Origin of the sequence: Chitinophaga sp. S165 (assembly GCF_003182155.1) — a bacterium.
Classification (GTDB): domain Bacteria; phylum Bacteroidota; class Bacteroidia; order Chitinophagales; family Chitinophagaceae; genus Chitinophaga.
Genome location: NZ_QGTG01000006.1, coordinates 151,217 through 164,252 on the forward strand (window position 1 = coordinate 151,217; position 13,036 = coordinate 164,252).

The 13,036-nt window shown below is 41.2% G+C and carries 10 protein-coding genes; 4 read left to right on the forward strand and 6 right to left on the reverse strand.

Annotated elements, in window-relative coordinates; genetic code table 11:
* Window positions 1–2 precede the first annotated feature (2 nt).
* Complete coding sequence (locus C7475_RS21960) at window positions 3–1,691, reverse strand: RluA family pseudouridine synthase (protein WP_110055551.1); 1,689 nt, start codon at window positions 1,689–1,691, stop codon at window positions 3–5.
* 210 nt (window positions 1,692–1,901) lie between these two features.
* Between C7475_RS21960 and C7475_RS21965 the strand changes: the two genes are divergently transcribed.
* Entirely contained in the window at window positions 1,902–3,425 is a 1,524-nt protein-coding gene (locus C7475_RS21965; RefSeq protein WP_110055552.1) for a hypothetical protein, read from the forward strand.
* A gap of 69 nt (window positions 3,426–3,494) precedes the next feature.
* Here the strand turns inward: C7475_RS21965 and C7475_RS21970 are convergent, their stop codons facing one another.
* Window positions 3,495–3,857: a DUF805 domain-containing protein gene (locus tag C7475_RS21970; RefSeq protein ID WP_110055553.1), complete on the reverse strand. Its 363-nt coding sequence runs from the start codon at window positions 3,855–3,857 to the stop codon at window positions 3,495–3,497.
* Between the two features lie 337 nt (window positions 3,858–4,194).
* On the opposite strand from C7475_RS21970, the gene C7475_RS21975 reads away from it, so the two are divergent.
* The 3 genes from C7475_RS21975 (at window position 4,195) to C7475_RS21985 (ending at window position 10,154) form a co-directional block, all read left to right on the forward strand.
* Window positions 4,195–5,190: a glycerophosphodiester phosphodiesterase family protein gene (locus C7475_RS21975; RefSeq protein ID WP_110055554.1), complete on the forward strand. Its 996-nt coding sequence runs from the start codon at window positions 4,195–4,197 to the stop codon at window positions 5,188–5,190.
* Window positions 5,191–5,345: 155 nt separating this feature from the next.
* Window positions 5,346–9,056 carry an NACHT domain-containing NTPase gene (locus C7475_RS21980; protein WP_110055555.1) on the forward strand — a complete coding sequence of 1,237 codons (3,711 nt, stop codon included), beginning with the start codon at window positions 5,346–5,348 and terminating at the stop codon, window positions 9,054–9,056.
* Window positions 9,057–9,062: 6 nt separating this feature from the next.
* Window positions 9,063–10,154, forward strand: a complete 1,092-nt coding sequence (locus C7475_RS21985; protein WP_110055556.1) for a hypothetical protein — start codon at window positions 9,063–9,065, stop codon at window positions 10,152–10,154.
* A gap of 128 nt (window positions 10,155–10,282) precedes the next feature.
* Here C7475_RS21985 and C7475_RS21990 read toward each other — a convergent pair whose 3' ends face one another.
* From C7475_RS21990 to C7475_RS22005, 4 genes are all read right to left on the reverse strand, one after another.
* Window positions 10,283–11,254, reverse strand: a complete 972-nt coding sequence (locus C7475_RS21990) for a zinc-binding alcohol dehydrogenase family protein (RefSeq protein WP_110055557.1) — start codon at window positions 11,252–11,254, stop codon at window positions 10,283–10,285.
* Between the two features lie 63 nt (window positions 11,255–11,317).
* Complete coding sequence (locus tag C7475_RS21995) at window positions 11,318–11,893, reverse strand: Crp/Fnr family transcriptional regulator (protein ID WP_110055558.1); 576 nt, start codon at window positions 11,891–11,893, stop codon at window positions 11,318–11,320.
* Between the two features lie 4 nt (window positions 11,894–11,897).
* Entirely contained in the window at window positions 11,898–12,365 is a 468-nt protein-coding gene (locus C7475_RS22000; protein WP_110055559.1) for a hypothetical protein, read from the reverse strand.
* Window positions 12,366–12,585: 220 nt separating this feature from the next.
* Window positions 12,586–12,981: a DUF1398 domain-containing protein gene (locus C7475_RS22005; protein ID WP_110055560.1), complete on the reverse strand. Its 396-nt coding sequence runs from the start codon at window positions 12,979–12,981 to the stop codon at window positions 12,586–12,588.
* Window positions 12,982–13,036: the final 55 nt, after the last annotated feature.

Genomic DNA, 13,036 nt, shown 5'->3' on the forward strand with positions numbered 1-13,036 from the left:
ATCTAGAACTCTTCTTCTACTGTAAAACTCAGTTTTTCTTTACTCCTGGGATGTATAAACTCAATATGAGCGGCATGCAGATACATTCTTTCAGATGCTGTACCATACAGATCATCTCCTACTATCGGTGCATTAAGGCCTAGCTCATGAGCGGAGTGCATCCGTAATTGGTGCGTTCTTCCTGTAAGCGGCCAGAAATCGATCTTAGTCATAGATGCATATCGTTCAACCACTTTCCACTTTGTAACGCTTTTTTTCCCGGACGTAAAGCACACCAGCTGTCTGGGACGGTTAAGCAGATCGGCACATAATGGAAGATCGATTTCCCCTTCTGATTGATCGATCACTTTGGAAAGCAAGGCCGTATAACGTTTATTCACTGTTCGTTTGAGGAATTGCCGCTGGATATGCCGGTGTGCTTCCTGGGTTTTGGCTACTACGAGCAAGCCTGAAGTATCCATATCCAATCGGTGAACTATCAGTGGCTCCGTATCTTTCATTAGGTGTTTTAGCCTCGTATAAACTGAATCCTGGACGGTAACTCCGGGAACAGAACGTAATCCGGCAGGCTTATTGACAACAACAAAGCTTTCGTCTTTATAGATTATTTCCAGTTCACCGGTCACTTCCGGGGCATGTAAAAGCGGATTTTCGTCGATGAGCATTCCTTCAAGCATATGTTCCAGTATTGGCTTGCATTTGCCTGTACATGCGGGATAAAAATGCTTATGTTTTCTGATCTCCGATTTCGGCGAAGCGCCCCACCAGAATTCTCCCATTGCAATTGGTTTGTAACCACGCAGGAATGCAAACTGCAACAGTTTAGGTATTGCACATTCCCCTGCTGCCGCAGGTGGTTTACGAAAGGCGGTCAGGCTGAAAATTTCCTGTAAGCTTTTGCTTTTCCCATCTTTGTTGAGGAATACATATTGTTCGAAGAGTTGTTGCTGTAGAGCGGCGGATCTTTCTTTACGTTCATTCTTTAACGCCTCTATATCAGCCTCAAATTGGGCCAGCCTTGTTCTCATCTCCTCCAGCTGCTGTTCCCATTTGTTTGTAAGTGTCTTAAGCTGATGTTTATCGTACAAACTCTGTTTAACAAGGTCTGCTTCAGCAATAGCATAATCCTGTTCATTCAGGCTATTCATCAGCTGTTCACGAAGTATCTTCCGGCTTTCTTTATTGCTCTTTAATTGTTTCTTTAGTGTCGTAATTTCCTGCAGGGATTCGGCGGATAGTTGTTTTATTGTCTGATCAAGATTTTGGTAACTTTCGTCTGCGTATATTTCCTCGATCCTGGTATTAATAGCGTTGATGATCTCCCCGTCTTTGAGAAAAAAACTATTCTCAACCAGCATATCAAAGACAGGTGGAACAAATTCCGGATGATCGTTTGTGTCAGCCAGTTTACCTGAGAAAGCCGATAGATATCCCAGTTTCCCATTGGTATCCTGTACTACCAGTACACCAAACATTTTTCCGATGGCATTTCCTTCACTGTTGGCATTCAGTCCAAAGTTATGCTCCAGGTCAGTCTGCGTTTCCAGATAATATTGTAGTCCGGCAGCAGCTATTTTTGTTAACGGATGTGGTTCGTAATAGAATGGAAAGGTAAACCGTTCAGGTAATACAATTTGATCTATCGAATCATCCAAAAAATAAGTGATCTTACTTCCACTAATGTCTCCCAACTGTTATACTTTATTTAGTCTGCAAAAATATCACTTCTGCATTAATAGATCCGGAAAAATAAGCTTTATGAGAGCATTGACCAGGTTATCATTCCTTGTTTAATTTCAACGATCGTTCAAATTTTCATACACGAAGGCTTTAATAAATACTAACTATGATATAGCTACGTATAGGAATTAATTGTATGTTTGCCCGTTCAATTTCCAACTATGAAATCTCTGTTCATTATCCCTGTACTGCTGCTACTGGGCATTTTTTCCTATGGGCAATTAAAGACCGTGTCCCAAAGCCCCGTTTTTGGCGAAGAGGAATCTGTAGGTATACAAAGGGTATTACTAATGAAAAATGGTAATACATTTTATCTTGGCTTAAGCAAAAAAGCATTGACCGTAAGAGTATACAGCCCCAAATTCACTGTTAAAGCTACTAAACAATTACACCCTCATCTGGGTAAGGGAAGCAGTTTTAAGGTCAAAGGACTTTATGATATGAACGGTAATGTTGTTGTGCTGGTAAGTGCGGTTGATAATCACCAGGTGGTGCTGCAACGCCTTGTACTTGATGGTAAAACCGGGGCGTTACTAGGTGAAGATAAGATCGGTGAACTTGAAAAAGTTTCCTATTTCAAATTGGCTGGTGTGGCTTTCGCCGATATTCCGGAGCCGGATTTCTTTTCAGAGGCAATGCCGGAAGGGAATGGTTATGCTGTAGTTGCAATGAACAGCTTTCAGCCTGACAGGAATAAACGCGTGCTCGTTTCTATCTACGGACCTGATAATAAAGAGCTTAGCCATGCTGCTTATAAGTCGCCGGAAGAGAAGTATAAGTATATGGAATATCTCGGTATTGCTCCTCTTGAGAAAAATAAACTGGGAGTATTGGCTTATGGCTACAATACCCGGACTTCAGGCGGTAGGGAATGTGAATTGATATTAGGCACGTTGATGGCAGGGGATACCTCGCTTGTAATGGATAAACTAAGTACTTCCACAAGGCCTGCATCTTCTTCACTGGCAAGATATAATCCTGCTTCGAAGAAGATCATGTTGCTGGAAATAATTCCTAAAGAAGGCTTTTCTGCCACAGTAGTGGATCCTTATGAGAAGGTGGCCAGAAACAGGGTATTGGCTGGTGTAAAACAATCAGTAGCTCCGCAGAACCTTTTCCCAAATGAGGACGGCACATTCACTATTGTTTACGAGGAGCTTTCCATTATGCAATCGGTGAATATGTCCAAAACTGATATGGAAGATTATACTGTGAGTGTCCTGTCAACCGAGAATATCGGAGAACTGGTTAGTTACACGATCCCCAGGCGTCATCAGCGTACAAATATGATGAGGACTGTCGCATTTTTCAACGCGTACACCTACTTTGAATTGGCATACAAACAGGCCTCTCCGCTGGAAGCATTTGGCTATCTGAGCGCAGGTGGTAATAATTACCTGTTCCTTAATGATGATGTGGATAATATCAGGAAAGCGCAGGATGATAAAAAACTTGGTAAGGTGACTTCAATAGACGATTGCGACGCATTTAGTTATAAACTGACTGGTAAAAATGAAGTGCCTGCAGTTGATTATCTTTTTGAGAAGCCATCCGAGAAGAGAGATCATAACCTGGGACTGTTTAAGGGATATGACTATAATGCGGAGAGTAAAACGTACGTAGTTATAAAGGCGGAACAACGGGGAAAAGATTGGAGCTGGAGATTAGTCTGGATGAGGCCATAAGGAAGTGATGATCATTAAAATACAAAAGGAGGCTGCAATGGCCTCCTTTTATATATACCGGGTAAAAAGTTATTCTACGTCAACTTTACCGATTGAATCGATTTCCTTTTCTACCGAACTGGCTGTACCATCTTTCGGATGAGATTCAGGGAAACCGTATTCATTAGCACCCTCGTCTCCCGCCTGAAATATCATCACAAAGAAATAAAACGGGATGATCTGCCACCAGCCACTTTTGCCGAGATCATGGCAGCGCTTGGCGCCTTGTGCAAACAAAATCCAGATCGCTGGAATAAAAAGAAGTCCGAGAAGAGCGCCGGGGCCGTCTTTGGCCACGGTAACAATTACATAAAGAGCAATGTAAGCGCCATAGGAAATCGCATATTCTGCTCTTCCAATTCTTCCTTCAAAGGAAAAGGGATGTTTAAACATGATGGAAATTTTATAATTGTGCAAAAATAGGTTATTATGTTCGTAAAATCACCCATTGGGGCTGTTTCCCGAACAGCCCTGAACATTCAGGTATGAATATATGTTATTTAAATTAATGTTTATATCACATGATTGTTTTACTTGTATACTATCAAAGCATCTCCCGGTTTGCCGACACTATATAAGGACTGTACTGAGATTAATCCCGGGGCAGTGCGGAAGCAGTGCAGGGGCATGTTTTATGTTTGCGTAACACTTTTATAACAATTATTTCATACCCGTTATGGTGCACGACTCATGACACCAGATTAATTTTCCTGTTTAAATTATTCATTTTATGAAACATGTTTTATTGTTTGCAGGACTTTTCATGACGCTTGCAGTGCATGCGCAGAAAAGTTCTTTGACGGAATATCCCGGTACGTACAAATTGGGTAGAGGAGATGCCGCCGAAAATTCAACGGTCGAGTTGAAAGAAGACAAACTCACTATCAGCGGTCGCGCAGGTAGCGCATATCTCAGTATGCAGAAGCCTGATACCTTCTCTGTAGACGAATATGGCGGTGAGGTTATCTTCCTCCGTAATGCTGCCAAACAGATCTCCGGTATCAAAGTGATCATCCCTGCTGCCAGCATTGACGTGGAAGGTACCCGTGTGGAGGAACTGACAGAATATGTTGGCGCCTACAAAGTGGGTTCCGGTGATGATGTGGACGAAGTGAAAGTAAGCCTCAAAGATGGCATCCTTACAGTTAGCGGTAGCAAAGGCAGTGCAGATCTGAGCCGTCAGCAAACAGATACCTTCAACGTAGAGCAATACGGTGGCCAGGTAATATTCAAACGTACTGCCAACAAGGTTTCCGGTATCAAGATCGATATCCCTGCCGGTAATATTAACATAGAAGGAGAGAAGGTAGACGTGAATAGTGCCCCCGCCGCTTATGTACAGCCGGCAGCATATAAAAAAGTTACTCACACTCCCTTCGTAAAACAAGGACAAACCGACCTGGAAGCTCACCAGGGCGGTTGTGGGTTGATGCCTTGCAATACGATGTTGTCATTTATGAATGCTGTAAAACTGGATGTAAATACCCTGGAAATGGATTGTGTCATTTCCAGGGACAGCCTGGTAGTGCTTTCGCATGATCAGTTCATGGATTTTACCATGCGCTCACCGGATGGTAAGGATAATATCACGGCTCTCGGCATCACTCTCATTCCCTGGACCATCGATGCACGCGCAGACCTCCAGCGCATTCTTTCCCTGGGTGTAGATGGTATTATCACCAACTATCCTGATGTTGCCAAACGTCTTATCAACGGGAAAAAGTAATTCTTTCTCTTGCTTATCCAACCTTACGATCTTACTTTCATCCTCCCCGAAATCCCCGGAAGTATACAGGAAGACATTTTTGTTTTGTGCCCAGCCTCCCTCCCCACAATTAATTTTTTACCTATATTGGCGTTTCAGGGACAATTAACCTTACCATGGAACAATCCAAGCACGAACGGATAACATCGAAGAATGGATCTGTCACAGAAGAAGTAATTACAGATACTTCTTTAATTGAAGAGGCCAATGGAGAACTGCCAGCCTTTTATATCGGCAGGGAGATTGTTCCGCTTTCCCAAATAAACAATTCCTTTTTTTATAATCCTGATAGCGAGAATACATTCATTAATATACTTTCTGAACAAAAAAGGATTGTTCTCTTAGGTGCTGCTGGTCAGGGGAAGAGCGAAGAGTTAAAGGCCCTGGCACGGAATCTTCATCGTACAGAACAGCCATATATTCCAGTTTTTAAGAAGTTAAAACATTACAAGGGTGAACTGTTTGAAGATTATCTCCCTAAAGGCTGGCAATTTCTACAGGAAGAATCCTGCTTGTTTATATTGGATGGACTGGATGAGGTGCCCTCCAATATCCTTACGGCCACTATTACCAATATCTTAGAATTCGCCGAAAGGTATAAAAGTGCTTCTTTTATTATATCGTGCCGGTCTAACTTTTATGATTTGCCCACGGATATAAAACCCGGAACGCTTAGGGATTTTAGCGTGTTTTATTTGGCGGACCTGAAATTACATCAGATCAATGCCATTGGGGAAAAGAAGTTTGGAGATGGGAGTGGCTTTTCAAATGCACTTGTTGCGAGAAATTTGCATGAACTAGCTACCAGGCCATTTTTTATGCAGGAGCTGATTAAAATTTATGATAAACGGGGCCAGATTCCTAATCGCGTAGAACTATTTGAACATATCCTTGATACAAGGTTGGACCTGGACAGTGCACATTTTGTCAATGCACGCGCCATCTCAAATGAAAAAGCACTCATCCTGGGGCAATTAGAGAAAATGGCCAGCGTTATGGAGCTTATGGGGGTAACTGCAATTTCAGGCAGTGATCTGGATGAAATATTCAGAGAAGAAGGTGGATTTAATTTACTTAAATATGGAACTGCGGTCACTATAAAAGAAGGGACAAAGGATACTTTTCAATTTGAACATAACAACATCCAGGAATATCTGGCAGCCACGGCGCTGATGAAATTGACCCAGGAACAGGTCTTTACGATTATTAGTAATGAGCATTTAACCCGCGTCAAACCTAACTGGATAAATACGTTGGCTTTTTTCATTTCTATTGTGCGTGAACCGAAACCCTATATTGACTGGCTTACAGTAAATGATCCCGAGGTGCTTATCAGGTTTGAATATGACAGATTAGATGAATCGCTGCGAAACAGTATTTTCAAAGGATTGTTTAATCATTACAGTCTGCATGGATTTGCACTGATGTCAAAGAATTTCACCTATGAGGATTTAGCGAAATTTGGTGAAAGTGTAGAGGTTAAAGAATTTTTAATTCAAAAGATAGAAAACTTTGATAATAATACAACTACGCTATTGAATGCATTGAGGGTCTTATCTTATTTTGAAATAAATATGCGAAATAAGAAACGCATTCAGCAGGGCCTCGAACCTATTCTGTTTGATGGTGAGCATAAAGAGGAGGTCATTGCAGAGGCTATTAAGCTATATGGAAAAACAAACCTGGACCAGCAGAAAATTAGCGCAATATTTGAAAAGTATCATACAACCAAAAGTGATGAGGTTCAGAAGTCGTTGTACATACTGATCGAACAGAATGAATGTGCGGATGAATATATCGATTACCTGATTGAAGGGGCATCAAGTGGGGGATCCTACTCCGCTGATACATGGGATTTCTCAGAACCCTTTGAATTGATGTGTGCACTGAAGAAAATTAAAAGTTATGATGCGGCATGGAAGGTTATTAGTTTCTTAACTAAGCATAATTCTTCGATAGATTTTAGCTTTTATTTTTGGGAAGATGTGCTAAGTGTATCAATAGACATAGCTGCAAGCAACTTCAAGAAAGGAGATAAGGCAGTTTTTGAACGCCTGTTTGAAGTGCTTATAGAGGCAACAAGTGAATATTATCTTAGTAGGATAATTGTCTTTTTCAAAAAAACCGAGACCCGGATTAAAGCGCTTGTCAAAATCATAAAGTCATCGGCTGAACCGCTAGAAAAGGCAAGACTTTATTCAGCAATTTTCATAGAGGAACTAATGGATCCATTAGTGAATGCATTAAAGCAAGGGGAAGTTAGCTTAGAGGAAATGAAAGGATTTTACAAACTAATTAGTATGTCTTATGAAATGGACGAAAGTCATCTTCCTGGATATTTACAGCTGATCCCTGAAATGGTACTGAACGCAACGGGAAATATTATTCAGCCTTATAAATATGATGAATACGATGAGGGTGAGGAACATAGAGCAAACTTAAAATTGCTTTCTCTGTTTTTTGATGCGGATGAGCTGTCAAATAATATATACGCCATATTCGACGAAATCGGAAAGGATGAATTAGAGCTTAATGATGTGAAGAATGTTCGTTTAGTATACAACACATCTTCGGAAAGGAAGATCAGGCAAAATTGCCTCGTTATCATTAGGAGAAAAATTAGTAGGCAGTCTACAATTTCAAGAGGTTACTTTCAGAACGTTTTTAATAATAAAGTACAGCGACTTTATTTACAGTTATCTCAGATATTTAGGCTAGTACATAGTGAGCACGCTCCTGTTGCGAATGAATCTCAAAAGAGATGGCTAACGGAAGCTTGCGCAGACCTTTTGCAAGGTGTGGATGTTGCATCCCACATCACCCAAAAGGATAGTGACAACTATACGACCAGCACACTTTTGAATATCATATGGAAGCTATATTTAAAACAGTTGGTACAGCTTCCAGAATCTATTTTGCTTGACTATACTGAGTACCTGGATGTTTCCAGGAATAGTTACAAAACAATTCCTCAGATCCTATGTGAAAAATTAGGGTTGCAAAAGTTAAGTAATCGCGTTGTTCAAAATATTCGAAAAGGAGTTAAAGTACCAAGAGTATATTTGGACAATGCACTTTTCTTAATTGAACATAAAATAGCGCCAGATTTCGAACAGGCATTGGAAGCTATTTTGGACAGTGAAATCTATACCAATGGGGAGAAAATGCAGATCTTGAAACTTTATCATAAAGTCAGCGGAGATGATGGTTATTTATTAGACCTCGCCGAAGATAAAAAGTTCTATGAAATTCGATGGCAGTTGCTGGATTTAGTTGTTAAAAGGGGAAGAAACAGAGATGCATTGATGCGGGTTTTGGAAAGGGTCCTAATGAACGGACCAGAGGACATGGATAGAGTTAAAGCATGTCAATATCTTGTTCCGTTGGGAAATATATCTGCTATGAATTATATTTTGGAGAAGCTGGTGGAACCGGAATATGATGTTGCTTGTTTCCTGGAGTTATCAAAGAATGTTTCCCGGGTAACGAACAGGGTGATGCTAAATCCGTTATTTGATCTTAAAGTAGCTATATTGTCGGGCCAATTCACTATAGCGAACACTCATTTTTTTGATGATATAGATATGGCTATCATTCAAATCGCATTACAAGGTCATGATACTTATGAAGAAGTAACTAATTTAATTAAGACCTTCGAAAAGAAAGGACTAAATGAATATGCCGAACAGTGCTTCAGAGACTTGGCAAGAGCTGTTGAAACACAATACCTGGCCAAATTTAGTAAACAGGCGAGTTTAAGCAGCGCCCTGGCCTTATTGAATGATTTCAGAAGAGAAAATAGTTTGAATAATTATTTGATTAACTAGTATTATATGTATACTTCCAATGTATATACGGTCATGATCGCTTCGCCAGGAGATGTTAAAGACGAACGTTATTTAGCCCGGGATGTGATAATGGAATGGAATTCGAATCATAGTGAAAGCCGTAAAATTGTGTTGCTTCCACTTATGTGGGAATTTGATACCTATCCTGAGATGGGAGACCGTCCACAGGCTTTGATCAATAAACAAATGGTGGAAAGAGCAGATGTAGTCATTGCTGTTTTTGGCGCGCGACTAGGATCAAATACAGGGGTAGCACCAAGTGGAACAGTTGAGGAGATAAACTTGCAGTTTACAAAACAGCGACCTGTGATGTTGTATTTCTCTAATGGGTCTATTGACCGGGATAAATTTGATGCACAGCAATTCGCGGCCTTGCAAAAATACAAAAGTGAACTCAGGTCTGCATCCTTATATACTGAATTCGATTCTTCACAGGATTTCCGTACCAAACTTAGTAACCATCTGGCAAAACTCCTTAATGACAAGACGTCTTTCAAAGATTTCGATAATGGAGGAGCCAGAGCATCAGACAATGCACAGCTAGGAGAAGACTTGATTTTATCGCCAGCTATGCAGGTTGTGCTGAATCTGGCAAACAATTCGACCAATAAAAGGATCGAACAAGGTTCTCCAGGTAACACACCGGAAATGATAAAGGAATGGGAATCGGCTATAGATACTTTGGTTAAACACGGCCTTTTGAAAAAGGAAGATAATTCAGAAAGTGTTGTACTTACACCATTGGGTATTAAAATCGCGTTAGGCAACACAGTAAAAGTTACATCTCCACGTGCATCTAAACTTCTCTTTAAGACTATTAAAAGCAGAGAAGGTAGAATGCAGCTACTCGACCGGAGTAATGGACTTTTTATGATGGTTGACAATGAGCATTTAATTGAGGATCGTAACGTGAAGACGCTGGCTGAATATGTGGCCGCTCTAAATGAATTAACGGAATTCGGACTCCTGGAAAAGCGAGGCGTTGGAAGTTATTATGTGACAAGTGAGGCCTTCCGATATGTGAAGGAATTCGAGCCGCTGTTAAGGAATGTGTATGATAAATCTATCCTCAATTAAGAATAAGAGATTGTATAGGGGTTAATTAATTTTACATGTACTAGCAGGTATAGGCTTATTCAAATAAGTAAAGGCATCAACAAACGTTGGTGCCTTTTTCAATAAATATCCTTATTCCCTGTAGATGATCAAACTACTACTACCAGCCTTCTCCCACTTTCCACATCCATCTCCCAGGCCTTCTCAAATTCATTAATAGCCAGTGTTTGTACGTCAACTTTCAGCTTGCCTTCAACTGCCAATTGCAGCATTTCGGGAAGGATCTCTGTCAGCAGTATTCTCATCTCCGCCTTTGTCCAGCTGCCCAGCCCCGAACCTGTTAAATGCAGGTTTACACTTCGTAATATTTCTGATGAAAGCTGAATAGTATCACCAGCCATTGAGCCTACTGTTACAAATCTTGTGCGGTGAGTGAAATTGCCCTGACCTTTAAGCGTTTCGAGAATTAACTCTGCAGGACGCCCCCAGGTATAATCCACAATGATGTCTATGGGACTGGTCCGGTGGATCTCTTTTAAACGTGAGATAATACTATCGTCAGGCTGCTGAAGTGAGATAACTTCATCTACGCCGAGTGTCAGTAAATGCTGTAAGGAGGCTTCATTTCGACCTGTTGCAATAATCTTTTTAGCGCCATGATACCTGGCTAACTGTATTGCATTCCTGCCGGTGAAACCCGTGGCACCATTGATCAGCACTGTATCGCCTGCTTGTATATTTGCCCTGTAACGCAGAGCCATAGCGGAGCCTGCAATCGCATTTGGTAAAGCTGCAGCGACCGCAGGGGCTATGCCTGCCGGAAGAACAACCATTCTGCTTTTATCAACTATCGCTTTCTGCGCCATCATGCCGCTTATGCCAATTGCATATACGCTGGTACCATCTTCCAGAAATCCCACACCATCCATACCGATCACCTTTGGTTTACCAGGAGTGTCAGTCGAGTAATGTGTACCGTTTGCCCTGGATTTATCTAAGTGTTTCAATGCTACTGCCTGTACGGAGATCAACGCCTGGCCTTCAGCTCCTATTTCAGGTTCAGGGTAGTTTTCTACATATTGGGGCATACCACCTTCCGGGAACATAACTATTGCTTTCATCTCTTGTTTTTACACAAAAGTAGGCTACAGCATAGCAGACCGACGATAACATTTGTTATCAAATTATTTGCCTTTAGCGAGTTTATTTTTGATACGGCTCAAGTGGACAGACGTAATGCCCAGGTAAGAGGCAATATAATGTTGAGGGATCCTTTGCACGAGTTCAGGACGGTCACGTAATACCTGCAGGTAACGTTGTTCCGGTGTATTGAGTATGTATGTAGTAAAATGTTTGATATAATCGAATGTACGTTCGAAAAGTGCATCTACGAGCATATCGCGGAGTTGAGGGACCTCTTTCATCTCTTCGATGATCTTTTTCATTTCCCTTTTATCAATCCACCAGATGACGCAAGCTTCGATAGTTTGTATGGTGATGGGGCTGACAATATCTTTCTTGAAACTCTCAATAGAGGATACCATATTGTTTTCAAAGAAGAACTGACAGGTAATATCTCTGCCATTGTGGTTATGCCAGACCCGGACTGAACCCGTTTCAATAAAGAACATTTTTTGAGCAGTTTCTCCCTCCTTCAGCAGATCTGTTTTTGCAGGCACTTCAATGCGTGTAAATTGCTTCTTATATGCTGACCAGATCTGCCCAATGAGCAAAGAAAAATGATTTGGCTGTTCTGACATTCAATTAGTAAATTTCAAGTATTACCGTATCTTTTTTATTAAAGAGAAAACTATCGCCGGCTTTTTTGTGCAGCAATAATTTGGCCAGCGGACTATCAGGTGAAAGGAAGAATATCAGCTGGTCATCGATTTGTTGCTTGCCAAGCCCCGCTGCTATGAAAAAGGAATAGTCTGCGCATTTAATAAATGCTCCTGTTTGAGCCGTAGTATAAATAACGTCTGTATTTACTTTTTGTAGTTTGTCAAGATCTTTAATATTCTCTGCCAGTTGCCTTGCGTACATATCTTTTTCCAGATGTCCCATCGCTCTTCCTGTCTCATATTTATCGCCTGCCGAACTTTTATCTTCGCTGTTTGCCGCCTCCTGTGCGTTATTAATAGCCAGCCTTGTCATGGCTATCCGTTCTGCTATCTGTCGCTCTCCGGCCTTCTTTAAATTGCTTTTAAAGGTGATCAATTCCCCTTGTATCATAAACAGTTATTGATATCCAGGTCAATTTAAGGAAAAAAACGGAAGGGTAGTATAAGTAAAAAGAAGCCGTTCAACATGCTGAACGGCTCTTGCTGTATTGAAATTACGGATCTTAACGTTCAGTATAAGGAGACAATTTTACGCATGCAAAGTACGCTCACATTGTGACTGGTGTCAGGACGTTTCAAGATCTCCTGGTATTAACATATACGCTTTACAGCTATTCCACCGCTGGTATAGGTTCTTCTACCAGAATACCTCCATCACTGGTTACATATGAGCACATCATTTCTACTGTATCGACTATCCATCTCGCTACACCTGCCTGGGCTGCCTGCTTGCAAAAGGTCAGGAAATCTGTTTGTCCCTGTTGATGAATGGCTATGGTATGTTCGAGGGCGTCAACAGATGCCTGTGGTGCTATTTCCTGGGGAGCATAGATAGGAGGCGCGTCAACCTGGTATCCATTCTCTCCGTGATATATGATCGCGCCATCGGTCACAAAGAATTCATAATACAGAAGTCCCAGTTCTTTAATTTCCTGTACGTATTGAGGAAAGTCAGCGCCTGTTTTTACTTTGGCATGTGCTGCCTTTATTTGTTGTAATGTGAACATAATAGAATGGTTTATAGGCCGAATTTAAGGAAGATATGGGAATCGCTTTAACTGA